This window comes from Ruegeria faecimaris (assembly GCF_900182615.1).
Taxonomy (GTDB): Bacteria; Pseudomonadota; Alphaproteobacteria; order Rhodobacterales; family Rhodobacteraceae; genus Ruegeria; species Ruegeria faecimaris.
Window position 1 is genome coordinate 95,624 of sequence record NZ_FXTE01000001.1, and the last position, 23,605, is coordinate 119,228.

A 23,605-nucleotide genomic window follows, 5' to 3' on the forward strand; every position below is an offset into this window, starting at 1 on the left:
GAGATTCTGCTTTTTAGAGGATGGAGTGGAGATGGGGCAGATGTTGAAATGCATCTCGCCGATCGATGGATCGGTTTATGCTGAGCGCGAAACCTTATCGCGCGAAGCAGCGTTTGAGGTGGCCGCGCGGGCCAGGGAAGCGCAAACAGCCTGGGCAGCACGCCCATTACAAGAGCGAATTGATCTTGTGATGGCGGGTGTCGCCGCTGTTGGTGCGATGAATGACGAAATCGTGCCCGAGTTGGCCCATATGATGGGGCGCCCAGTGCGCTACGGCGGAGAGTTCGGCGGGTTCAACGAGCGCGCCGGCCATATGGCCGAGATCGCGCAGGGTGCACTGGCCGATATTTCGGTGGGCGAGGATGAGATCTTCAGGCGCTATATCAAACGCATTCCGCATGGGGTTGTCTTTGTCGTGGCGCCCTGGAACTACCCGTACATGACTGCGATCAATACGGTGGCCCCGGCGTTGATTGCGGGCAATACCGTGGTGCTGAAACACGCGACCCAGACATTGTTGGTGGGTGAGCGGATGGCGCAGGCTTTCCATTCGGCAGGTGTTCCTGAGGATGTGTTCCAGAATGAGTTCCTGAGTCATGATGTGACTAACGATTTGATCGCTGGAAATGCGTTTGATTTCGTGAACTTCACTGGCTCGGTCGGTGGTGGTCAGGCGATGGAACGTGCGGCGGCGGGCACATTCACCGGGGTCGGTACCGAGTTGGGCGGCAAGGATCCAGGCTATGTCATGGACGACGCCGATCTGGACGCAGCTGTTGATACGCTGATCGACGGTGCGATGTTCAACGCGGGCCAGTGCTGCTGCGGGATTGAGCGGATTTATGTGCACGAAAGCATGTATGATGCGTTCGTTGCCAAAGCGGTTGAGATTGTTCAGGGCTATAAGCTGGGCAATCCGCTGGATGCAGAGACGACGATTGGACCGATGGCCAATAAACGCTTTGCCGATGAGGTCCGCGCGCAGATTGCCGAGGCAGTTGCGGATGGCGCAGTTACCCATATCGACACTTTCCCCGAGGATGATGGGGGGGCATATCTGACCCCGCAAATCCTGACCAATGTCACACACGACATGCGGGTGATGCGGGATGAGAGTTTCGGCCCCGTAGTTGGTATCATGAAAGTGTCGTCGGATGACGAAGCCATCGCGCTGATGAATGACAGCGAATTTGGCCTGACCGCCAGCCTCTGGACCCGCGACGTGGACCGGGCCGCGCAGGTCGGTGACCAGATTGAAACTGGCACCGTCTTCATGAACCGCGCCGATTATCTGGATCCGGGCCTGTGTTGGACCGGTTGCAAGAATACCGGGCGTGGCGGTGGTCTTTCTGTCATCGGCTATCACAACCTTACCCGCCCCAAATCCTACCATCTGAAGAAGGTGACATCATGAGCCTGTCTGGAAACTGGTCCTATCCGACCGCGATCAAATTCGGCGCTGGCCGCATCAAGGAACTGCCCGAAGCCTGCGCTGCCGCCGGAATGAAACGCCCTCTGCTGGTCACGGACAAAGGGTTGGCTGATCTGCCGATCACCTCGGCGACGCTGGATATTCTTGAGGCTGCGGGTCTGGAGCGTGGCCTGTTTAGCGAAGTGGATCCGAACCCCAATGAGAAGAACCTTGAGGCCGGCGTTGCGGCGTATCGGGCAGGCGACCATGACGGGGTAATCGCATTTGGCGGTGGCTCGGGGCTGGATCTGGGTAAGATGGTGGCTTTCATGGCCGGGCAGACGCGCCCGGTCTGGGATTTCGAAGATATTGGCGACTGGTGGACCCGCGCTGATGCCGATGCCATTGCTCCGATCATTGCGGTTCCGACCACCGCTGGCACCGGGTCCGAGGTCGGGCGCGCCAGCGTCATCACCAATTCGGAAACCCACGCGAAAAAGATCATCTTTCACCCTAAGGTACTGCCAACTGTGGTGATCTGTGACCCGGAACTGACCGTGGGAATGCCGAAATTTATCACCGCCGGCACCGGTCTGGACGCATTTGCCCATTGTGTCGAGGCGTTCTCCAGCCCGCATTACCACCCTATGTCACACGGCATCGCGCTGGAGGGGATGCGGCTGGTCAAGGACTACCTGCCGCGCGCCTATGCCGACGGCACCGATATCGAAGCGCGGGCGCAAATGATGAGCGCGGCAGCGATGGGCGCGACCGCCTTCCAGAAGGGCCTCGGTGCGATCCACGCGATGAGCCACCCGATTGGCGCGGTATTCAACACCCATCACGGGACGACCAACGCGGTCTGTATGCCCGCGGTGCTAGAGTTCAACGCCCCCGCCATCGCCGACCGGTTCCAGCAGGCCGCGGCCTATCTGGGCATCGATGGAGGCTTTGACGGGTTCCGCGCCTTTGTGCAGGAGTTTAATGACTCGCTGGGTATCCCCCGCAAACTCTCGGATATGAAAGTGACCGATGCGGCAATCCCCGAACTGGTCAAGGGGGCGATCATCGATCCCTCTTGCGGCGGCAACCCGGTTGAACTGACCGAGGACAACCTGACGGCGCTGTTCAAAGCGGCGCTGTAAGCCTCTTGCCGATCCGCTCCCTCATCTCTCATAGTGATGGCAGGTGAGGGGGCGTTTCCATGACCAAAGAGATTGTTCTGATCCACGGAGCCTTTGCCGGACCGTGGTGTATGGCCGATTACGCGGGGTTCTTCCGCGACCGGGGCTGGACCGTGCACACGCCCGCTCTGCGGTACCATGACGGCGACCCCAAGGCCGAACCCGATCCGGGGCTGACCGACACCAGCGTCACCGACTATGCCAACGACATTGCAGAGTTCGTGCAGGGGCTGGACGGCAAGCCGGTGCTGCTGGGCCATGCCATCGCGGGGGTTGTGGCGCAGCAGGTGGCGGCGCGCGGGTTGGCCAGCGCCATTGTTCTGATCAACCCGAACGCGCCATGGGGCACGTTGCCCGAAACCGACGACGAACGCGCCGTGCCGCGCGCGCTGATGGAGGGCGGGGCGTTCTGGAAACAGCCCATGCGGGTTGAGTTCGATCTGATGGCCCCCTTTGCATTGAACAAGATGCCCGAGGCGCAGCAGCACGCGGTGTTCGACCAGCTGGGTGCCGAAAGCGGGCGGGTGATGTTCGAGATGTTCTTTTGGATGTTCGACGATCACCACGCGATGAAGGTGGATATCGACAAGGTCGACTGTCCGGTTCTGATCGTGTCCGGCACCGAGGACCGGGCCGTGAACCCCAACACCTGCCGTGCGTTGGCGAAGCTCTACGGAGACCGCGCGACGTTTCTGCCGGTCGAGAACCACGCGCATTTTCTGTTCATGGAGCCGGGGTGGGAGGGGCCAGCGGGGCAGATTGCGGAGTGGTTGGAGGGGAATTCTGGGTAGGATAGGTGTCTACACCCACCAGGCAGCCCAATAGAAGCGGGCGAGCATCTGCTCAATGCTCGCTAAACCCAGTTGATCTTTTTGGCGTGAAGAAAGCCGATGCCGCGCTTGAGCTCTTCTAAATCGGATTCATCGTTCTGTTTGTGGATCACGCGATGACAAGTCGGACAAAGTACTAAGAAATCGTCCGGAATTTTGTACCTACGGCTTTCACCTTCCGAGAGCTCCCTGATTGGCTTTGCGTGGTGAACATCGAGTGGAATGCTTTTTATCGGGCCTTCGTATCGATAGTGTTCGATCGGTGATAGACCGCATCCTTCGCATTTTAGTCCACGTCGCTCCAAAACACGTACCCGCACATTTTTTGCACGCTCGATTCTTCGTGAAAGCACATATTTCCTTGTTTCAATGATGTCAGTCGACTCTGCTTCCTCCATCATAGTGTCGACCGGAGTTCTGCCACCGCGATCGACAAGTGCTTTATAGGCTCCGAGCATCATTTCCAGATCTTCATTAAATAGGTCTGGGTCAAGCGAACCTGCGTGATAGACTCTACCGAAAGAGTGTCCCGCCACATACCCCGCTGGAAGTTTTTCGTTCGACCCGAGATCGATTGAACTCCTGTCAAATCTTTCGGAAAATTCGGGAACCCTTTCCGCTATGTCCACGGCTCGCCGAGCTAGGATTTCTCGCCCTTTTTCAGTCTCTCCGAACTCACGATAGACTTCGGTAGTACCCTGATTCATAGACAGAACGATTTCTTCTGTCTGGGCGTTAATTAAGTAGACTACATAGTACCCACGGGTGGCTGTATCTGTGACTAGTGGGTCGAAGAATGCTAACCATGGAACCGCTGCCCAACGAGATTGACCAACGCTCGCTTTGACTTCGAGTTCGTATGGTAGAAATACCAGGCGCTTTTTGGCTTCTAGTGCAACGTCGTGCCGAACAAAGTTACCGAAATTGCTTCCCGAGAAGTTTTTAGCTCGTTCATAGACGTAGTCGCGCGCAAGTCGTGACAAATACTCATGAAGCATCTCGATTACTCAAACATCCAACTCCTCCACAAACCGCGCGTTTTCCTGAATGTATTGGAACCGCAGTTCGGGTTTTTTGCCCATCAGGCGCTCGACAAGGTCGCCGGTTTCGCCGGGTTCGTCCTCATCAATCGTGACGCGGATCAGTTTGCGCGAGGCCGGGTCCATCGTGGTTTCTTTCAGGTCTTTGGCGTCCATTTCGCCCAGACCCTTAAAGCGGGACACGTCGATCTTGCCCTTGCCGCCCAGACCTTTCTCCATCCACTCGTCGCGCTCGGCCTCGTCCAGACAATAGACGCGTTTGGCGCCTTGCGTCAGGCGATACAGCGGCGGGCAGGCGAGGTAGAGGTGGCCCGCGTCGATCATGGGCCGCATCTGGGTAAAGAAGAACGTCATTAGCAGCGCTGCGATATGCGCGCCGTCGACATCCGCGTCGGTCATGATGATGATCTTGTCATAGCGCAGGTCGTCGACATTGAAACGGGTGCCAAGCCCGACACCCAGCGCCTGGGTCAGATCGTTGATCTCGGCATTGGTGCCCAGCTTGGAACTGGCCGCGCCCAACACGTTCAGGATTTTACCGCGCAGGGGCAGCAGCGCCTGTGTTTTGCGGTTGCGACCCATCTTGGCTGAGCCGCCCGCCGAGTCGCCCTCGACGATGAACAATTCGGTGCCGTCCCGTGTTGAACTGGAACAGTCCACCAGCTTGCCGGGAAGACGAAGTTTCTTAGTGGCGGACTTGCGCTGTGTTTCCTTCTCGGCTCGCCGGCGCAGGCGTTCCTCGGACCTTAGAATGAGGAAGTCGAGGATCGCTCCGGCGGATTTGTTATCCGCGGCCAGCCAGTTGTCGAAATGGTCACGGACCGAGTTTTCGACTAGCCGCTGTGCTTCGACCGTGGCGAGGCGGTCTTTGGTTTGGCCAACGAATTCAGGCTCGCTGATAAAGCAGGACACCAGGGCGCAGCCGCCGGTGACCAGGTCGTCGCGGGTGATCTGCGCGGCCTTTTTGTTGTTGATCAGCTCGCCGTAAGCTTTGATGCCCTTGAGGACAGCGGCCCAGAAGCCTGCCACATGGGTGCCGCCTTCGGGCGTGGGGACGGTGTTACAGTAGGATTGGATGAACCCGTCGCGCGAGGGCGTCCAGTTGATCGCCCATTCGACCTTGCCCGGCGCGTTGAACTTTTCGCGAAAGTCCACGGTTCCGGCAAAGGGCTGATCGGCATAGGTGGACGAGCCGTTCATCGTTTCCTTCAGGTAATCCGACAACCCGCCGGGAAAGTGGAACGTCGCCTCGGTCGGGGTTTCGCCGTCGTCGATGGCGGTTTTCCAGCGGATTTCGACGCCCGAGAACAGATAGGCCTTGGAGCGGATGGATTTGAACAGCCGCGCGGGTTTGAATTTGTGGTGGCCAAAGATGTCGGGATCGGCGTGGAAGGTCACCGTGGTGCCGCGCCGGTTGGGCGCTGCGCCAACCTTTTCAACTGGTCCCTGAGGTACTCCGCGCGAGAAGCGTTGTTCGAACAGCTGTTTGTCGCGGGCCACCTGAACAACCATGGAATCCGACAAAGCATTGACCACAGATGCACCAACCCCATGCAGACCGCCCGAGGTCTGATACGCCTTACCCGAGAACTTGCCGCCCGCGTGCAATGTGCACAGGATGACCTCAAGCGCGGATTTGTCGGGGAATTTCGGGTGCGGATCGATCGGAATGCCGCGCCCATTGTCGCGCACGGTCAGGGCGTAATCTGCGTGCAGTTCGACCTCGATCCGGTTGGCATGGCCTGCCACCGCTTCGTCCATCGAGTTGTCGAGGATTTCAGCGACCATATGGTGCAGTGCACGCTCATCCGTGCCGCCGATATACATGCCGGGGCGTTTGCGAACTGGTTCAAGACCTTCGAGCACCTCAATGGATGAGGCGTCATAGGTATTGGTCGCTTCGGGCGTCAACAGATCGTCGGGCATATGGGCTGCTCTTGTTTTTGAGTTTCCCCCATTATGGCAGGTGATGTGGTCCGGGGGAAGAGGGACGCGAGGTGTTGTGGATGGTTTGGGTCTTGGAAGCGCGAGGAGTAGGAGCGATGCTTTGGAATTGGACGTTCTGTGGTGTCTGTCTTTAGCTAAGTACAGACATACAAGCGAATACGTCAGGCAAAGCTACCCGCAAATTGGTGAGGTATCAAAGGGACAACCAAAGCATTCCGTCCTTGTAACCGCCGCGTATTGGTTTTCTGTCGTTTAGAACATCTTGGTAGTCATCAGCCCAATCGCGGAATCGGTCATTCGTAACGATGCTGGCTTGATAATCCCTGGCGGCTTGCAAGACTAATGGGTCTGCTGGTGTTCCTTTTGGAGCGACCATAACGCGATCTCTCGGTAGCCTAAGCTTGGACGCCAGATATTTGTCACTCATGTATCGATCAGAAATTTTGTATCCCACATTCGCATCAAAGACCACTCCGGGCGTTAGCCCTGCTTTGGTCAGTGCGATCGTGACCTCGCGAACGGTCTCGATACTTGGAACATCGTCCTTCCAGTGCATGACGTTTGATCCGTCAACGACGGCCCACTTTCTTGCTTTTTGAAAGCGCTTCAGCCAGTTTTTGAGTAGCAATACCACACTTGCCAATGAGCAGGGCCCAGCCAGCAATACCCAATCGGTGAGCCCGGGTTGCGTCAATGCGACGACGGTGCCTATCCCGGAGAGCACGAAGACAGTACAGAGTATGCGCAATTCCAAAATCTCTTTCGCAAAATTGATAGTCTATGTAACTGAAGCGAATAAAACACCGAAATGAAAATTGTGATATAGTGGGGCCCGGGGCGACGTGGTGTTGGGTTTGGCGCTATGTGCACCCCAAAACGTTGTATAATAATCCCGAACCTTGTGTATCTATCTGGTTCGATGCCCCGAGGTACTAAAAGCTCTGCTTTTTACCTCGCAACGCTCAGTTTTCGCTTCTAGTCTTTTCGCGAAGCTGAACAACAGTAACAAGGCATGCTAAATGAGCTGGATCAAAACCATTCCTTTCGAACAAGCTACGGGCAAGCTGCGCAAGCTGTATGAGCGGGTTACCGGCCCCGACAACAATGTCGACAACATCATGATGGCGCATTCCTTGCGGCCGCATTCGATGGAAGGACATATGGCGTTGTACAAGAATGTGCTGCACCATTCGGCCAATCAGATTCCCAAGTGGTTTCTCGAAACTCTGGGTGTCTGGGTCAGTTCCCTGAACCACTGCGGGTACTGTGTCGAGCATCATTTCAACGGGCTGCAAAGGCTGTTAGGCGACGAAGTGCGCGGTAATGCAATCCGTGCCGCGATCGAATCTGGGACACCTGAAAGCGCACCATTGGAGGCTGCTCAGGTTGCGGCCATGCTGTATGCGCGCAAGCTGACGCAGGCCCCTGCAGAATTGGTGGAAGGTGACATCGCCGCCCTACGCAAGGCGGGGTGGGATGATGGAGAAATCCTCGAGATCAATCAGGTCTGCGCCTATTTCGCCTATGCTAACCGCACCGTTCTGGGGCTGGGATGTTCTACCGATGGTGACATTCTGGGGCTGTCCCCCAATAACTCGGCTGATCCTGCCGATTGGGGGCATAAATAGGCCTCAGCCGTCTGTCCACTCAATGATTGCCTGTGCCATTGCTTCGGGCTTCTGGTGGTGTAACCAGTGATCCGTGCCCGGAATATCGACTCGTGTGAGGTCGGGCGCGAAATCTTCCAGACCGTCTGTCGCCTCGGGCAGCAGCGCTTTGTCATCGGAGCCCCATAGCAAAAGATGTGGGCAACGAACCATCAGCCGCTCGACCGGAAGCCGGGGCAGGTCTGTGCAGGGCTCGCCCGGTTTCGCCACAACCAGCGGAGAGGCCCGATACCAGTTCAGCATGGCATTCAGACGACCGGGACGGGCCCATTCAGTTCGATAGTCCTCCATTCGGGCATCGGACAGCCAGTCCAAGCCCATCCCGTGGCGAAAGAAACTTTCCAAGCGGGTAAAATTGTTCGCGGCAAAGTGTGTTGCGGCATCAGGGGCCCGTAGCGCGTTAATATATTGAGAGGCCGCGGATTGTGGGCCGCCCGATGCCATAGCCCGTTGGAAGGGCACCGGGTGAACGCCGTTTGCGATAATCAGACGACCGACGAGATCTGGGCGGAACATGGCCAGGCCATAGGCGACCGCGGCGCCCCAGTCATGGCCCAGAACGCTGATTGGCGTATCCAGACCTTCGACAAGTGCGATCATATCCGAGACTAGCTCGGACGTAGCATATTGGCCGACACCTTCTGGTGCCCAGCTTTGGCCGTAACCGCGTTGATCAGGGGCAATGCAATGGAAATGAGATGCCAGATGTGGCGCCAGATCGGCCCATGCCCCACCATATTCCGGAAAGCCGTGCAGCATCAGCAAGGGTGGCAGGTCGGATGACCCCCAACGGCGAATATGAAACCTCTGGCCATTCAGGATCTGAAATCGGGTTTCCATGTTTCTTGGCCTTTTCGCCGTATAAGTGAATTTGGTTTGACCCCAATCAAAGCGCGAAAGCTTCGGTTCTGCTAGCCGTTTTTTCGAACAGTGAAAAAAAGGAGAATATGTATGGATGCAGCTGCGCAACCCGAGCAAAATCTACCACGCGTGAATGACGAAACACCTGTTGCAGGTGCTGTTTCCGAGCCAAGCCCGGAAAAGATCCGCAAGGCATTCGAAAGCGGAAGATATCCCTATCATCGCAAGATGCCCCGGCGGGTCTATGAGGCCGAGAAGGCCAAACTGCAGGCTGAGTTGCTTAAGGTTCAGCTGTGGGCGCAGGAAACCGGTCAACGGTTCGTATTGCTGTTTGAAGGGCGCGATGCGGCTGGTAAAGGCGGTACAATCAAACGGTTTATGGAACACCTGAACCCCCGTCAGGCGCGCGTGGTCGCCCTTAACAAACCCACCTGGGAAGAAAAGGGCCAATGGTACTATCAGCGCTATGTGCACGAGCTTCCCACCGTTGGTGAAATGGTGTTCTACGACCGCTCTTGGTACAACCGCGCCGGGGTCGAGAGGGTGATGGGGTTTTGTTCTCCGAACGAGTACCTAGAGTTTATGCGCCAGACGCCAGAGCTTGAACGGATGTTGGTGAGGTCGGGAATTCAGCTTTACAAATACTGGTTTTCGGTCACGCAACCCGAACAACAGCGGCGGTTTCAAAGCCGTGAGACCGATCCGTTGAAGCAATGGAAACTATCTCCGATCGACAAGGCAAGCCTTGGCAAATGGGATGACTATACCGAGGCGAAAGAGGCGATGTTCTTTTATACAGACACCGCTGATGCACCCTGGACCATCGTGAAATCGAATGACAAAAAACGCGCTCGTCTGAACTGTATGCGCCACTTTCTGTCGACACTTGATTACCCGGACAAGGATCACGGCATTGTTGGCGAGCCCGATCCTTTGATCGTGGGTCAGGCGCATCATGTGATCCACCGATCCGAGCATATTCTGGGCAACGCGCTGCATCCTGACGCCCGCTGCTAGGCCTAAGGTTCGGGGCAGGGCACCTGTCCCGGATCCATGTCTCACTCTGAAATTTCTCTGTTCCGGTCTTGTCCCGGCCTTTCGCCGGGCCTATGGCTGGTGGAATGAATAAGGTGATGACATATCAAGGCCATTTCCGTGCCATTGCCGTCTTGGGCCTGCCATTGGTTGGCGGGCATCTGGCGCAGTTCGCAATCGGTCTGACGGACACGATCATGCTTGGCTGGTACGGGGTCGAAGCTCTGGCGGCGGTCACGTTGGCCAGCAGCTTTTACTTTGTCCTGTTCCTGTTCGGGGGCGGGTTCGGTCTGGCCGTTATGCCAATGGTGGCAACAGCCGCTGCCGAAGACGATGAAACCAGCATTCGCCGTTCGACCCGCATGGGGCTCTGGTTGTCGTTGCTATATGCAACAGTGGTCATGCCATTGCTGTGGTGGTCATACCCGATCTTGATCGCCACAGATCAGGATCCACAGGTGGCGGAAACTGCATCGGAATACCTGCGGGTTGCAGGCTGGGGTCTGTTCCCCGCTCTGGTGGTAATGGTCTTGAAGTCCTACCTTGCGGCGTTGGAGCGAACCCAGGTTGTTTTGTGGATCACTGTTGCTGCTGCGGTGGTGAACGGTCTGACCAACTATGCTTTGATCTTTGGCAACTGGGGTGCGCCTGAACTGGGCGTGATGGGCGCCGCTATCGCTTCGGTCGTGACGCAGACCGTGTCGTTGATTGCGGTTATCATCTATGCTGTAAAAGTTCTGCCCGAGCATAGCCTGTTCCAAAGGTTTTGGCGGCCCGACTGGGAGATGCTGCTGAGCGTTCTGAAGCTAGGCATACCCATCGGGCTGACCCTGCTGGCCGAAGTGTCTCTGTTCGCGATGTCGGCCTTTATGATGGGCTGGATCGGTCAGGTGCCGCTGGCGGCGCATGGGATCGCTCTGAACCTCGCCTCGGCGACATTCATGGTGCATCTGGGCCTGTCCAACGCTGCCACGATCCGGGCGGGCAATGCGCTTGGCCGCAAGGACCGCGCGCATCTGGAAAAAGGTGCCGTCGCCGTGACAGGGATGTCCCTTGTGGTGTCTATCCTGACAATCATCCTGTTCCTGACCTGCGCCGAGCCTCTGATTTCCGTATTTGTGGAACCGCAGGATCCGAAACGCCCCGAGATTCTGGCCATAGGTACCGGGTTGCTGGCCATGGCTGCGTTGTTCCAGCTGGTGGACGGTGCACAGGTGATCGCGCTGGGCCTATTGCGCGGATTGCAGGATGCCAAGGTGCCAATGGTCATGGCGGGGCTAAGCTATTGGGTCGTCGGAATTCCGGCGTCCTACTATTTTGGGTTCATCCGCGGCATGGAGGGCGTCGGTGTCTGGTTGGGCCTTGTGCTGGGTCTTGCCTGTGCCGCCGTACTGTTGATGGCGCGCTTCTGGTTGCGATCAGTGCGTATAATCGCTGAACCGGCAGCGTGAAGGCAAATTAGCCATTGTTCAGCCGGTCGGCTTTCTTCCGAACCAATACGCTGCGCAGATCATGCATCGCCAGTAGTAGCCGGTCCGTAACGTCCTCGAGCTGTTGGTCAGTCGCTTTGGACTGGGCCCACTGTGTGGTTAGGTTCAGATAGTCCACCGCGCGGTGAATATCGTCGATATCGCGCTGCGCCAGAAGATCTCTACGTTCTGCCATCCAGCGCTCGATTTCGGCCTGATCCGCCACAGTCAGAGCGCGCTGACCCTGCGGCTTCACCTCTCCATTGCGGATGTTGATGACCGCGATCTGGTTCATTTCAATCCGACGTTGGCGGTTTTCCGTGTCGATCCGGAAAACCGCGGCACCGTTTTCGCGTATGCGGAAATAGTACTCAGGCAATTCGGCAGTCATAAGGTCTCCGATCAGGTCAGCGAAGCACAAAACCTCTGAATGCGCGTGCAGGCTTCGGTCAGCGCTTCATCTGACGTAGCATAGCTGACGCGGAAGTTGGGGGACAACCCAAACGCAGCGCCGAAGACGACTGCAACGTCAGCCTCTTCCAAAAGCTCGGTTGCGAAGGCTTCGTCTGTGTCGATCAAAGTGCCTGCAGGCGTGGTCTTTCCGATTAACCCGGAAATGGAAGGGTAGACATAAAACGCACCTTCCGGAGTTGGGCAGGTCACTCCTTCGATCTGGTTCAGCATGCTGATGACCAGATCACGGCGGCGTTTGAACGTTTCATTGTTCGGGGCCAGAAAGGACTGTGTACCGTTCAGCGCCTCTACCGCCGCCCATTGGCTGATCGAGCAGGGGTTCGAGGTCGATTGCGACTGAACCTTGCGCATTGCCGCAATCAATTCGGCAGGCCCTGCTGCATAGCCAATCCGCCAGCCAGTCATCGCATAAGCTTTGGATACACCATTGCAGGTCAGGGTGCGGTCATAAAGCCTGGGCTCGACTTCGGCCGGTGTGCAGAATTCAAACCCGTCATAGGCCAGATGCTCGTACATATCATCTGTCATTACCCAAACATGCGGGTGCCTGATCAGGACATCGGTCAAAGCTCTCAATTCCGCCCGGCTATACCCTGCACCGGTTGGGTTGGACGGAGAGTTGAAGATGAACCATTTGGTCTTTGGGGTAATAGCTGCCTCAAGCTGTTCAGCGGTTAGTTTGAAACTGTTCTCCAAGGTCGTTTCAACTGTCACAGGCGTTCCCCCTGCCAGAAGAACCATATCGGGATAGCTGACCCAATAGGGCGCAGGTATGACCACCTCATCGCCCGTGTTCATGGTGGCCATCAGCGCGTTATACAACGTCTGCTTGCCACCGGTTCCGACCGAGATCTGAGCAGGCGAATAGTCCAGTCCATGATCACGTTTCATCTTGGCGCAAACCGCCTGCTTCAACTCTGGTATGCCATCGGGCGCGGTGTATTTGGTCTTTCCAGCGGCGATGGCCGCCACCGCAGCATCCTTGATGTTCTGGGGCGTGTCGAAATCTGGCTCCCCGGCGCTTAGGCCAATTACGTCTCGTCCGGCTGCCTTTAATTCGGCCGCCTTGGCTGTCATCGCGATTGTTGGAGATGGTTTTACGCGTGACAGTGTCGCAGACAGGAAACTCATGGTCGGCCTCAGTTTGTATGTTTAGCCTGACTGTCATAGGGTGCGCCCGAACGACGATCAAGCGATATAAAACAAGAGATTTGGAGACCCCGATGAACGACGAAAATGACTGGTACGGACCCGACGCGGCGACATTCGGAGACCGGCTGGCAGGGGCGCGTGAAGCAGCGGGGATGACGCAGGCACATCTGGCCCGCAGGCTGGGTGTCAAGAAGTCTACGATTGCCGCCTGGGAAAATGATCTGTCTGAGCCCCGGGCCAACCGACTGTCGATGATGGCAGGCATGATCAACGTTTCGATCATGTGGCTTCTCACCGGCGAGGGCGACGGGATGGACGCCCCTGTCGAGGCTGGAGAAAACGCACCTGACCTGGCCGGAATCGTATCCGAGCTTCGTTCAATCCGAGGCGAGATGCGCGCCAGCGCCGAGCGGGCTGCAAGGCTGGAGAAACGTGTGCGTATGATGCTGGAGGCGGAATAATGGCCGAACCGCGCAATGTCAGGATCAAACGGATGAAAATGCGGTCCATGCGACGCGGCATCAAAGAGATGGATCTGATTCTGGCTGCCTATGCAGACCGCAATCTGGACTCCATGGATGCAACAGGGCTGGATGTTTACGACGCCCTGTTGCACGAGAATGATCAGGACCTGTATCAATGGGTCACCGGTCAGGTCCTGCCACCTACCCAATTCTCGGATCTTGTTTCCGAAATCGCACAAACCTTTCAAAAATAAAGATTATCCGGCTTAACTGATTTTTCGGCTTTTCGCTTCATTCTGCCTGAAACTGCGCGAATGAATCGGAGGATCGTATGAGTTTGGAAATGCAGGTCTCCGCGCCGGGGGTCAAAGGCTTCATGACCAGCTATCTTGAGGCACTTGCTCTAGTTGAGCGGCTTCATCGTTTGTTGTTGGACGTTATCAAAGATGAGTTTGAACGGGTCGGTGTTCTTGAGATCAACGCGGTTCAAGCGTTGCTTTTGTTCAATATCGGAGATCATGAGGTTACCGCTGGTGAATTGAAAAGCCGCGGTTACTATCAAGGCAGCAATGTCAGCTACAACCTCAAAAAAATGGTCGAGATGGGGTATATGCACCACCAGCGTTGCGAAATAGACCGCCGTTCGGTGCGTGTCCGGTTGACGCCACAGGGCCGGGAAATCCGCGATATCGTCTCCGAGCTGTTTTCGAGACATGCCGAAGGTCTACAATCGCGCGGCGTGCTTGGACAGGAAGGGATCGAAGACATTACCGGAGCATTGCGGCGGGTAGAACGGTATTGGACGGACCAGATCCGCTATATCTATTGATGCTTGGTCGGCCTCTGTCCCGCATCCGATAGGGTCAGGCCTTCAAGTTCGCGGATCAGTTTACGGGTCATTGCTTCTTCGTAATCGTCAAAGCCCAGGGCAACCTCAACAAAGGCGCCGGGGCCAAGGATGACCCATGCTTTGAAATAGGCCAGCAGCTCTCCGACCTGAACATAGCGGGTGCTACCGATGTCAGGGTCGTCGGCACCGATGACCAGTCCATTGATCGTGATACCGTCGTCAGAGAGCGTCTGTTTCGCATTTCTTGGGTGCAGGCCGATATTGTGCTTTCCGTCCCCCGACAGATCCAATGTCCGCTTCCAGCAATCGGGTTTCTGGCCCAAAAGTTCGGCACCGAACAGCATGGCGGACCCGACGGCGGTTCCTTGCGGAGCGCCGCTGCGTTTCACATGGTCGAGCAGGGTGGCTATGCGCTCCAGATCGAGGTCCGATTGTACTGCGGTCCAGCCCAATAACAGGCGTTGGTGGCCGGGTTCGCTCCATTCATAAATCGCGATTTGTACCGGGTTTGCTGTGTTTGAAAGAAAGAGTTGCTTAATCTCGGGCCTGCGGAAAGCACCTGCCAAGCCGCCAAGCTGCAACCGGTATTCCGAGCTGTCGACTGATCCCGACACATCCAGGCCCAAAGCCAAAGCATGGCGGCATTCTGATGCCGCAGAGGTGGCCAATATGCTGACTATCGTTGCAAGCGCACGTATCATCGCTGGCCGGGGTCCGACAATGCGCCGATCTGCATACCTTTTAGTTCGCGTTCAAGTTTGCGCCGCATGGCGCGTTCGAAATCCTGGAACCCGTCGGCGATTTCCAGGAACGCGCCGGGGCCGTACAGGACATTGTTTTCAAAAAAGGGAATCAGATACAGCTCGCCTTCGAAGTCGGCGGCATTAATGACCAGGCCATTCACAATCGTATTCTCAAAGGGAAAATGCCGATAGGCGGAATCCGGGCCATATCCATCGTTGTTCGAACCGTCACCTGACAGATCAATGGTTTGAAAAAGACATGTCGGGGCCTGCTGCATCAGCGTCGCCCCAAAGGCCAGCGCATACCCCATCGCCGTGGCCGAGTCGCTGTCTGATCGGACCGATTGCTGTATCGTGGTCGCTGCCACCAGCAAATCGGTCTGCGTGTTGATCATCGTCCAGCCCAGTATGATATGCTGAACGTCCCGGCCGCTCCATTCATAAACAGCCAGCGCGACCGGCATCGGCGAGGAAAAGAAGGCCTCGGTCACCTCGGGGGCAACCAACGCTGCGGCAAGGCCCTGCCTTTGCAGCGCGTCCTCTTCTGCGCTTACCGATGTTGAAATGTCCATTGCCAGCGCAAGCGCAAGGCGACAGGGCTCGGCCCGCAGAGGGCTGGCTAAAAAGGCTAGGCCCAGTGTGATCAACCAGCGGATCACCAGTGCCCGGTGCTTTCCATGCTGGCCCAGGGTTCGGCCGGTTCCAGCGCATCACCGTTTTGTAGCAACTCTACCGAGATATTGTCGGGTGACCTGACAAACGCCATTCGGCCGTCGCGCGGTGGCCGGTTGATCACGACTCCATTGTCCTGCAGGTGCTGGCAGGTTTCATAAATATTGTCGACTCCATAGGCGAGATGGCCGAAATGGCGGCTGTCGTTGGGCAGATCGTCATCCCCATCCCAGTTATAGGTCAACTCGATTGGTCGATCCTCTTGCCCAGCAGGAGCCATGAAGATCAGGGAAAACCGCCCCTGTTCGCTGTCATAGCGGCGAGTTTCCTTAAGGCCCAGCAACTTGTAAAACGCCATGGATTTGTCCAGGTCCTTCACGCGAACCATGGTGTGGAGGTAAGTGAGCCCCATTGCGGGTTCCTTTCTGTTCCGGTGATGCCCTGCACCTTAGCGCGCGTACATCACGTGTCGAGAGGCCGCACGGACACAATTCTGAAAATGCAAATGTGGGCGCACATATCGCGGTTCCTGTCTTTTGATTGGCGATATATAGTGGCAGGCGACTCATTGCTGGAAAGGAAATTTCATGCCGCTGTCCTCTGACCAACTGGGCGAGATCGAAGCGCAACGGGCGCAATCGCATCCAACACGCCGTGTTGTAGCTGCGGGGATGGAGGAACACCTGTACACGGCGCATCAGGTTCTGGACCACGGTTTTGTGCGCGTGATCGACTATATGGGTGATGACGCTGCGATTTGTCAGGCCGCACGCGTGTCCTATGGCAAGGGCACCAAATCAGTGCAAAATGACGAAGGGTTGATCCGCTATCTGATGCGGCACTGGCACTCGACCCCGTTTGAGATGTGCGAGATAAAGTTGCACGTCAAGTTACCGGTTTTTGTCGCGCGACAGTGGATTCGGCACCGGACAGCGAATGTGAATGAATATTCGGCGCGCTATTCGATTTTGGACCGTGAATTCTATATCCCGGCACCCGAGCACGTGTCCGCGCAGTCCGAGATCAACAATCAGGGTCGCGGCGATACGTTGCAGGGCGAAGAAGCCGCGCGCGTCCTTGAGATTTTGAAAGCTGACAGCGCGCGTTGTTATGACAATTACGAGGCGATGATGGGTCAGGACGGGCAGCAAGGGCTTGCGCGTGAACTGGCGCGGATGAACCTTCCGGCGAATATCTACACGCAATGGTACTGGAAGGTTGACCTGCACAACCTGTTCCACTTCCTGCGTTTGCGCGCGGATCCTCATGCCCAATACGAAATTCGTGTTTACGCCGATGCCATGTGCAAGATCGTCGCTGATTGGGTGCCGGCCGCCTATAAGGCGTTTGAAGATTACCGCCTGGGTGCGGTCAATCTTTCCGCGCAGATGGTCGACAGCCTGCGTCGGATGTTGGCCGGAGAGACGGTCACTCAGGAAAACTCGGGCATGACCGGGCGGGAATGGCGTGAGTTCGAGGCGATCATCAAGGAAAGTTGAGTGCGCTTGCGGTCTGTCTATACGGGGCGTCATGAAATGGTTGCGATCGTTTCATGACACTTTCAGTTTTGATCAAAACCGGTTGTCTGACCCTGTTCCTGCCTCGCGTGGCACAGGCCGAGTCCCCCCATCGTCGATGGTGATTTGCGAACCCACGGCTACATGCACCAAAAACTTGCGCTCCAGTTCACCTCTGAGCGGGCAAGAGCCGGGATGTGCGATCCTGAACAACTGATGGAAGTGTGGACTAGATAATCCCGCAACTGGACGATGGTGGTCACCTGTGCGACCAGTACGTCCTGAATCGTGCCATGTGGAAAAATTGAACCACGCGCCCCGAAAGCAGCAGGGAGCAAGAATAGGCACATCACTTTCGATGGCCAACGGCCTGAAATTGGCCGTTGTCCTGATTTTCGTACCCGCAGTAACGGGATTTTACAGTGGCTTCAAATCTGAAGCCATTTGTCGGCCGTCACGTCCGTCTTCCAGTTCGTAAGCGACCTTCTGATTGTCAGCGAGTCCGGTAAGACCAGATCTTTCAACGGCCGAGATGTGAACAAATACGTCCTTGCCGCCTTCATCAGGGGCAATAAACCCATAGCCTTTGGTGGTATTGAACCATTTCACGGTGCCAGTTGGCATTTCCCGTGTCTCCTTCTACTTGCACGTTGTCCCACAAAATTGGTGGGGGTAGCGATTGACGTAACCGCAACACATCACCGTCTCGTCCACACGACACGGCCCGAATTACGTGTTTCGTCTTTTTCAACATTGCACGGTGAAGTAAAAAATCAAGAAATACCGGAATACACTGGCGAATTTGCCCATTATCAAGATCGAAACAGGAGCAGCCCGAAAATGCGCGTATATGGATTGAAGACTTGCGATACTTGCCGTAAGGCTCTGAAATCGCTTGAGGGTTCGGATTTTATCGATGTTCGCGCGCAAGGTGTGCCGGATGCGGTACTGGCGCAGGCCCTAAAACGTTTCGGCGAGGCTTTGCTCAATACCAGGTCGACAACGTGGCGCGGGTTGGATGCAGAGCAGCGCAAAAAAGAGCCGCTGGAACTCTTGCAGGAACACCCAACCTTAATGAAGCGACCGCTTGTTGAGAAAGACGGTGCACTTTATCTGGGCTGGACGGCTGAAACGCAGGCAGCCCTTGGCGTTGGCTGAGTGGGTACTTATGTGGTTGGTCGCAAGCTAGAGGGTTCTAAATGCGTAACGCAGCGATGATTTTAGGGGTAGTTGCCGGTCTGATCGGCATGTTGGTCGGGTTTGTTGGCTATGGATATGTCGAGTTGATCGACAGGTTTGGCGAAATCGACGGGATTGCCGAGCAGGTGGACAATGCGCAGTTGATCCGAACCGCGGCGATCCTTGCGCCTTTATTGGCTATTGCGGGCGGGGCGATGGCACATGCCCGCGCTCTGATTGGTGGCGTGTTGCTGCTGATTTCTGCGGCTGGGATGTATTATGCGTTCGGGTTCAATGTGTTCACCATGTTCCCGGTCGCCTTTGCCGCCGTGGCGGGTCTCCTTGGGCTGGCCGCGGGTAAACCGGACGAGCCCAAGGCACATTTCTGAGTTACTTCAGGCGCAGGATGCGATCGATCGAGATCGGGCCTGCGCCGTTTATCGCGATGATCAGAAACAGGAAAGTCCACATCACGCGCTGATCCATCAAAGTAAGTGCGTTGTCGAACAGGCCTCCCAATTTGACGCCATGACCGGTCACGTCGACAATGGTCTGTATCCAAACAAACCCAATCATCCCAAGGGCTGCCACCCGGGTCAGCAAGCCGACCAGCAACAAGGCTGGCAGGACAAATTCGGCGACTGTTCCCAGAAAGATTACGACGCGTTGGAAAAAAGTCATCTGGGTTACGTCATAAAGTACGGCCTCTGCCGCTTTGGGGAAAATCTGCCCAAACGCCCCCGCTGACGGAGAGAAAATCGACCCGTCGATTTTCAGGGTGGCTGAATTCCAGTAGTAGACAAGCAACACGGCAACAAAGACAAGACGCGCCAGGGTTGGTGTCAGCCAGTTGGCCGATCTGTCGATCCGTCCCAGGACGTTGTTATGAAGAGAGATCAGGGCAGTCATGTTGCCAGCCTTTCAATAGTCACAGAAGTGATGGCGCCGCCCTGTAACAGCAGCGCCAGAGTGGCCCCAAGATCAAAATCCGGGGTGGTTTCGGTAGTGTTTTCAAATGCCTGTCCGATTGTGTTTCCGGCCTTCATCGCGGCGATCCAACCCGCCCCGCCTTGCGGCAGGGCCTGAGGAACAGGATCATATTCGCGGCGCGTGATCAGGGTATCTTCAGCACCAGCTTGGGGTTTCGGTGCGCCGTCTTCGGTATTGAACCGCCATATCGAAAAGATGGGCCAGTCCGAGCGCAAGATTTGCATCGAAGGTGCGAATTCCAATCGGGCCCGGAACAGATCTTCGGGTGGCACGGCTAACGCGTCGTCCGACGCTGGCACGCTGTCCGCCGCGTGGTAAGATCGGCGAAGGGCCAGCTCCAGTTGCGCCACATCGGGCAGGTATCCGATATGCGACAGCTGATCCATCCCGGCCAGGAAATCCGGAAACGCTTCGCCATAGAACATCATCAACGGCGAGGTTGGTGGGTGGCTGCGCAGAAAAAGCCCGGCCAACCCGTCCATGTTTTGCGAACCCAGCAACTTGGCGATAACCGGGAAGGCTTGATGCATGGCTTCGGTCAGCGAAACGGCAACATTGTTGCGATAGACACTGAAACGCCGTCCCGCCGGCTGATCCGACGCGTCTACAAGGCCCTCAGGCACCGACATGGCTGGATCCAGCAAAGCCAGGTGAAACTCTTCTTGCGACACGCTCATGCTGGGATGCGGTCCAGTGCCGCTTGGGCGCGATCGGCTTCGGCACGCAAGACAGGCCAATCAGGGACGTCGGTATCCCATTCCACCAGAACAGGTTTTGGTCCCGATTGTTCAAGCACATAGTTCAGAAGCGCCCAAACCGGATCAACCACTTCTCGCCCGTGGCTATCGATCAACAAGGGAAGCCCGTGGTCGTCTTCATCCTCATCATGCCCGCCAAGGTGGATCTCCCCGACCTTGTCCAGCGGATAGGCGTCGATATAGCTCTGCGGTGAGAAGTCGAGATTTGTCGCCGATACGAAAACGTTGTTCACATCCAGCAAGAGCCCGCATCCGGTGCGGCCCGAAATTTCGCGCAGGAAGTCTGGTTCGGACCACGTACTTTCATCAAATGCTAGATAGCTTGACGGGTTTTCAAGCAGCATCTGTCGCCCAACGACATTCTGAACTTGGTCGATGTGATCGCAAATCCGTGCAAGGGCTGCGTCGGTATAGGGCAGGGGCAACAGATCATTCAGGAAGTGGCTGTCATGTGTCGACCAGGCCAGATGTTCGGAAAAGCTGGCGGGGTTGAGCCAGCCGACGAGGTGTTTCAAGCGGGCCAAGTGGTCTGTATCCAGCGGGCCTTCTCCGCCGATGGACAGGCCAACGCCGTGGACGGAAATCGGGAAGTGTTCCGACAAGTGCCGCAGCTGTGCCAGCGGTCGGCCACCATCGCCCATGTAGTTCTCGGCGTGGATTTCCAGCCATGCGACCGGTTGCGGGTGATCCAGAATCTGCTGGAAATGCTGAGGCTTATAGCCGACGCCTGGTGCCGCAGGCAGCCTGTTCGATCGGATTGTGCTGTCCAGCATCTGGTAACCTCGCGGTCTTGAAAAAAGAGGCGGGCGATTCTTGCCCGCCCCTCAGATTTGGCAAAAACTCAGGCTTATGCCGGCAGGTCACGCTCCAGCGGCTCGAGCGATCCCTTGCGGGCAGCGCCGTCAGCTGACTGAGGCAGGTCGATATCGGCGCAGGTGCCGGCATCTACCAGCGTCCAGGCATTGCCCTGATAATCAACAGTCGAGGTGCCCGCGCACGTGGTGCCGGGACCGGCGGCACAATCGTTCTGACCGGCCAGAGAAACGCCATAGCACTTTTCTTTGGCTTGTGCGGATGCGGTTGTGGCCATGCCTGAAACGGCTGCGGCTACGGCGCTTGCGATGACAAGGGATTTAGCGGTGTTCGACATCTCGGTTATCCTTTTGATGACTGCGTATGTCTGTGTTCGACAATGACAAAGGTAATGGGTTGCAGGTCACAGTTGAATTCACGAGCCTGTGTCTCACGAGCCCGTCAATGACTGTCATGACATCTTGCAAACTAATAGTTTGTTTTAGAAGAGATAAAACGCAAATGTTTCAATCCGGCCCCTCAGGGGGGGCCGGATTTTGTGCAATTTGCCGCTGATTGTTACAGCAGGTCGGGCGGCGTAGCGGCCCGCGACAGTTCATTTGTTACAGCCTCAAGCGGCTGCACTTGTGTCTGTTTCTCACCAAGACGACGGACACTGACCGTGCGGTCCTCAACCTCACGGTGACCGACGGCCAGAATGACCGGAACTTTGCCGACCGAGTGTTCTCGAACCTTATAGTTGATCTTTTCGTTGCGGATATCCGCCTCGGCTCGGACACCTGCGGCCTTGAGTGTCTCAACCACTTCCTGCACGTAACCGTCAGCCTCGGAGGTGATCGAAGCGACCACGACCTGACGCGGGGCCAGCCAGAAGGGCAATTTGCCCGCGTGTTCTTCGATCAGGATGCCGATGAACCGTTCGAACGAACCCAGCGTTGCACGATGCAGCATGAAGGGGCGGTGCTTCGATCCGTCCGCGCCAATGAAATTGGCGTCCAGCCGCTCGGGCAGGTTGGGGTCCACCTGAAGGGTGCCGCATTGCCAGGTACGGCCGATCGCGTCGGTCAGGGTGAATTCAAGCTTGGGTCCGTAGAAGGCGCCTTCGCCTTCGAGAAGCTCATAGTCGTATCCTGCGGCCTTGCAGGCGTCACCCAGGGCTTTTTCGACCAGATCCCAGCTTTCATCCGACCCGATGCGTTTTTCCGGGCGCGTCGAGAGCTTGATGGTCCAATCATGGAAACCGAGATCGGCATAGACCTTCGACAGAAACGCGATGAATTTTGCGGTTTCAGATTCGATCTGATCTTCGGCGCAGAAAATATGCCCATCGTCCTGGGTAAAGCCGCGCACCCGCATGATACCATGCAGCGCGCCAGAGGGTTCGTACCGCGCGCAAGACCCGAACTCGGCCATGCGCAGAGGCAGATCGCGATAGGATTTCAGACCCTGATTGAACACCTGCACGTGGCAGGGACAATTCATCGGCTTCAGGGCGTTCACGGCCTTTTCACGGGCATGTTCCTCGTCGACTTCGACGATGAACATGTTTTCCTGATACTTGTCCCAGTGGCCCGAGGCTTCCCACAATTTGCGGTCAACAACCTGCGGTGTGTTGACTTCGACATAGCCGTCACGTTCCTGCATGCGGCGCATATAGTCCTGCAGGGTGGTATAGATCTTCCAGCCATTCGGATGCCAGAAGATCTGGCCCGGAGCCTCTTCCTGCATGTGGAACAGGTTCATTTCGCGGCCCAGCTTGCGGTGGTCACGCTTGGCAGCCTCTTCCAGCATGTGCAGGTGCGCTTTCAGCTTTTCCTTGCCGGTAAAAGCCACGCCATAGATGCGTTGCAGCATCGCACGGTCGCTGTCACCGCGCCAATAGGCGCCGGCGATGGACATCAGCTTGAACGCATCGCCCGGAACCTGGCCGGTATGCTGAAGATGCGGGCCACGGCACAGGTCCTGCCAGTCGCCATGCCAGTACATGCGCAATGGCTCGTCGCCCGGTATGGCGTCGATCAGTTCGACCTTATAGGGCTCGTTGTTTTCGGTGTAGAAATCAATCGCGCGCTGACGGTCCCAGACCTCGGTGGTCACGGTGTCGCGTTTGTTGATGATTTCCTTCATCTTTTTCTCAATCGCGCCGAGGTCTTCGGGCGTAAATGGCTCGGCCCGGTCGAAATCGTAGTACCAGCCGTTTTCGATGACGGGGCCGATGGTGACTTTGGTATCGGGCCAGATCTCCTGCACGGCGCGGGCCATGATATGAGCCAGGTCGTGGCGGATCAGTTCGTTTGCCTGATCTTCATCTTTCATGGTGTGCAGGGCGATTTCGGCATCAGATTCAATGGGCCATTGCAGATCCCAATGCTGGCCATTCACCGTGGCTGAGATGGCCTTTTTGGCCAGTGAGGTCGAGATGTCGGCGGCCACCTGCGCAGGGGTTACACCCACGTCATAGGATCGTGCATTGCCGTCAGGAAAAGTGAGAGAGATTGACTGTGCGTCCAAGGCCATGGCTGGCTCTCCTCGTCGGTTTGGCGCCCACT

Annotated in this window: 27 protein-coding genes; 12 read left to right on the forward strand and 15 right to left on the reverse strand. The window is 56.6% G+C overall.

Annotation, left to right across the window (positions count from 1 at the left end; all coding sequences use genetic code 11):
- Positions 1–31 precede the first annotated feature (31 nt).
- Genes FN806_RS00465 through FN806_RS00475 form a run of 3 tightly spaced genes read left to right on the forward strand, consistent with a single transcriptional unit; the run spans position 32 to position 3,386 of the window.
- Positions 32–1,414 (forward strand): aldehyde dehydrogenase family protein, encoded by a 1,383-nt coding sequence (locus tag FN806_RS00465; protein WP_142632944.1) that lies wholly within the window; start codon positions 32–34, stop codon positions 1,412–1,414.
- On the forward strand, positions 1,411–2,556 hold the full coding sequence (locus FN806_RS00470; protein ID WP_142632946.1) for an iron-containing alcohol dehydrogenase: 1,146 nt from the start codon (positions 1,411–1,413) through the stop codon (positions 2,554–2,556). Before FN806_RS00465 ends, FN806_RS00470 begins: the two co-directional genes overlap by 4 nt.
- 59 nt (positions 2,557–2,615) lie before the next feature.
- A complete protein-coding gene (locus FN806_RS00475; protein WP_142632948.1) occupies positions 2,616–3,386 on the forward strand; it encodes an alpha/beta hydrolase in 771 nt (256 codons plus the stop codon).
- A gap of 62 nt (positions 3,387–3,448) precedes the next feature.
- On the opposite strand, the gene FN806_RS00480 is transcribed toward FN806_RS00475, so the two are convergent.
- The 3 genes from FN806_RS00480 to FN806_RS00490 all read right to left on the reverse strand — a co-directional run bounded on the left by FN806_RS00480 (position 3,449) and on the right by FN806_RS00490 (position 7,166).
- Positions 3,449–4,423, reverse strand: coding sequence for an MrcB family domain-containing protein (locus FN806_RS00480; RefSeq protein ID WP_142632950.1), 975 nt, complete (start codon positions 4,421–4,423; stop codon positions 3,449–3,451).
- Between the two features lie 9 nt (positions 4,424–4,432).
- Positions 4,433–6,391, reverse strand: coding sequence for a DNA topoisomerase IV subunit B (gene parE / locus FN806_RS00485; protein WP_142632952.1), 1,959 nt, complete (start codon positions 6,389–6,391; stop codon positions 4,433–4,435).
- A 214-nt stretch (positions 6,392–6,605) separates the two neighbouring features.
- The gene (locus FN806_RS00490) at positions 6,606–7,166 is read right to left on the reverse strand and encodes an NYN domain-containing protein (RefSeq protein ID WP_246097118.1); all 561 of its coding nucleotides are present in this window, start codon (positions 7,164–7,166) and stop codon (positions 6,606–6,608) included.
- A 265-nt stretch (positions 7,167–7,431) separates the two neighbouring features.
- On the opposite strand from FN806_RS00490, the gene FN806_RS00495 reads away from it, so the two are divergent.
- On the forward strand, positions 7,432–8,040 hold the full coding sequence (locus FN806_RS00495) for a carboxymuconolactone decarboxylase family protein (RefSeq protein ID WP_142632955.1): 609 nt from the start codon (positions 7,432–7,434) through the stop codon (positions 8,038–8,040).
- Positions 8,041–8,043: 3 nt separating this feature from the next.
- Here FN806_RS00495 and FN806_RS00500 read toward each other — a convergent pair whose 3' ends face one another.
- Positions 8,044–8,919 (reverse strand): alpha/beta fold hydrolase, encoded by an 876-nt coding sequence (locus FN806_RS00500; protein ID WP_142632957.1) that lies wholly within the window; start codon positions 8,917–8,919, stop codon positions 8,044–8,046.
- A 111-nt stretch (positions 8,920–9,030) separates the two neighbouring features.
- Here FN806_RS00500 and ppk2 point away from each other — a divergent pair, with 111 nt between their 5' ends.
- Entirely contained in the window at positions 9,031–9,957 is a 927-nt protein-coding gene (ppk2, locus tag FN806_RS00505) for a polyphosphate kinase 2 (protein ID WP_142632960.1), read from the forward strand.
- 104 nt (positions 9,958–10,061) lie between these two features.
- Positions 10,062–11,426: an MATE family efflux transporter gene (locus FN806_RS00510; protein WP_142632962.1), complete on the forward strand. Its 1,365-nt coding sequence runs from the start codon at positions 10,062–10,064 to the stop codon at positions 11,424–11,426.
- A gap of 7 nt (positions 11,427–11,433) precedes the next feature.
- Here the strand turns inward: FN806_RS00510 and FN806_RS00515 are convergent, their stop codons facing one another.
- Positions 11,434–11,835 carry a hypothetical protein gene (locus FN806_RS00515; protein WP_142632964.1) on the reverse strand — a complete coding sequence of 134 codons (402 nt, stop codon included), beginning with the start codon at positions 11,833–11,835 and terminating at the stop codon, positions 11,434–11,436.
- A gap of 11 nt (positions 11,836–11,846) precedes the next feature.
- A complete protein-coding gene (locus FN806_RS00520) occupies positions 11,847–13,049 on the reverse strand; it encodes a pyridoxal phosphate-dependent aminotransferase (protein WP_142632966.1) in 1,203 nt (400 codons plus the stop codon).
- Between the two features lie 92 nt (positions 13,050–13,141).
- On the opposite strand from FN806_RS00520, the gene FN806_RS00525 reads away from it, so the two are divergent.
- The 3 genes from FN806_RS00525 to FN806_RS00535 all read left to right on the forward strand — a co-directional run bounded on the left by FN806_RS00525 (position 13,142) and on the right by FN806_RS00535 (position 14,363).
- Positions 13,142–13,531 (forward strand): helix-turn-helix domain-containing protein, encoded by a 390-nt coding sequence (locus FN806_RS00525; RefSeq protein ID WP_142632968.1) that lies wholly within the window; start codon positions 13,142–13,144, stop codon positions 13,529–13,531.
- Positions 13,531–13,788, forward strand: a complete 258-nt coding sequence (locus tag FN806_RS00530; protein ID WP_142632970.1) for a succinate dehydrogenase assembly factor 2 — start codon at positions 13,531–13,533, stop codon at positions 13,786–13,788. The genes FN806_RS00525 and FN806_RS00530 overlap by 1 nt, the downstream gene beginning before the upstream one ends.
- A gap of 77 nt (positions 13,789–13,865) precedes the next feature.
- On the forward strand, positions 13,866–14,363 hold the full coding sequence (locus FN806_RS00535; RefSeq protein WP_142632971.1) for a MarR family winged helix-turn-helix transcriptional regulator: 498 nt from the start codon (positions 13,866–13,868) through the stop codon (positions 14,361–14,363).
- Here FN806_RS00535 and FN806_RS00540 read toward each other — a convergent pair.
- The 3 genes from FN806_RS00540 to FN806_RS00550 are packed head-to-tail and all read right to left on the reverse strand — an operon-like array spanning position 14,357 to position 16,211.
- Positions 14,357–15,085: a DUF1194 domain-containing protein gene (locus FN806_RS00540; protein ID WP_142632973.1), complete on the reverse strand. Its 729-nt coding sequence runs from the start codon at positions 15,083–15,085 to the stop codon at positions 14,357–14,359. The two genes, FN806_RS00535 and FN806_RS00540, sit on opposite strands and share 7 nt — an antisense overlap.
- Complete coding sequence (locus FN806_RS00545; RefSeq protein ID WP_142632974.1) at positions 15,082–15,786, reverse strand: DUF1194 domain-containing protein; 705 nt, start codon at positions 15,784–15,786, stop codon at positions 15,082–15,084. Before FN806_RS00545 ends, FN806_RS00540 begins: the two co-directional genes overlap by 4 nt.
- Positions 15,783–16,211, reverse strand: a complete 429-nt coding sequence (locus FN806_RS00550) for a VOC family protein (RefSeq protein ID WP_142632976.1) — start codon at positions 16,209–16,211, stop codon at positions 15,783–15,785. The genes FN806_RS00545 and FN806_RS00550 overlap by 4 nt, the downstream gene beginning before the upstream one ends.
- 175 nt (positions 16,212–16,386) lie before the next feature.
- Between FN806_RS00550 and thyX the strand changes: the two genes are divergently transcribed.
- A complete protein-coding gene (gene thyX, locus FN806_RS00555; protein WP_142632978.1) occupies positions 16,387–17,298 on the forward strand; it encodes an FAD-dependent thymidylate synthase in 912 nt (303 codons plus the stop codon).
- Positions 17,299–17,733: 435 nt separating this feature from the next.
- Here the strand turns inward: thyX and FN806_RS00560 are convergent, their stop codons facing one another.
- Positions 17,734–17,940: a cold-shock protein gene (locus tag FN806_RS00560; RefSeq protein ID WP_142632979.1), complete on the reverse strand. Its 207-nt coding sequence runs from the start codon at positions 17,938–17,940 to the stop codon at positions 17,734–17,736.
- Positions 17,941–18,156: 216 nt separating this feature from the next.
- On the opposite strand from FN806_RS00560, the gene FN806_RS00565 reads away from it, so the two are divergent.
- Complete coding sequence (locus FN806_RS00565) at positions 18,157–18,474, forward strand: ArsC/Spx/MgsR family protein (protein WP_142635075.1); 318 nt, start codon at positions 18,157–18,159, stop codon at positions 18,472–18,474.
- Positions 18,475–18,515: 41 nt separating this feature from the next.
- Positions 18,516–18,884 (forward strand): hypothetical protein, encoded by a 369-nt coding sequence (locus FN806_RS00570; RefSeq protein WP_142632981.1) that lies wholly within the window; start codon positions 18,516–18,518, stop codon positions 18,882–18,884.
- 1 nt (position 18,885) lies between these two features.
- On the opposite strand, the gene FN806_RS00575 is transcribed toward FN806_RS00570, so the two are convergent.
- The 5 genes from FN806_RS00575 to thrS form a co-directional block, all read right to left on the reverse strand.
- Positions 18,886–19,404: a DoxX family membrane protein gene (locus tag FN806_RS00575; protein ID WP_142632982.1), complete on the reverse strand. Its 519-nt coding sequence runs from the start codon at positions 19,402–19,404 to the stop codon at positions 18,886–18,888.
- Positions 19,401–20,162: an HvfC/BufC N-terminal domain-containing protein gene (locus FN806_RS00580; RefSeq protein ID WP_142632984.1), complete on the reverse strand. Its 762-nt coding sequence runs from the start codon at positions 20,160–20,162 to the stop codon at positions 19,401–19,403. The genes FN806_RS00575 and FN806_RS00580 overlap by 4 nt, the downstream gene beginning before the upstream one ends.
- A complete protein-coding gene (bufB, locus tag FN806_RS00585; protein ID WP_142632986.1) occupies positions 20,159–21,016 on the reverse strand; it encodes an MNIO family bufferin maturase in 858 nt (285 codons plus the stop codon). The genes FN806_RS00580 and bufB overlap by 4 nt, the downstream gene beginning before the upstream one ends.
- Before the next feature lie 74 nt (positions 21,017–21,090).
- Positions 21,091–21,393, reverse strand: coding sequence for a BufA1 family periplasmic bufferin-type metallophore (locus tag FN806_RS00590; RefSeq protein WP_142632987.1), 303 nt, complete (start codon positions 21,391–21,393; stop codon positions 21,091–21,093).
- Between the two features lie 221 nt (positions 21,394–21,614).
- Positions 21,615–23,573 carry a threonine--tRNA ligase gene (thrS, locus tag FN806_RS00595; protein ID WP_142632989.1) on the reverse strand — a complete coding sequence of 653 codons (1,959 nt, stop codon included), beginning with the start codon at positions 23,571–23,573 and terminating at the stop codon, positions 21,615–21,617.
- Positions 23,574–23,605 lie beyond the last annotated feature (32 nt).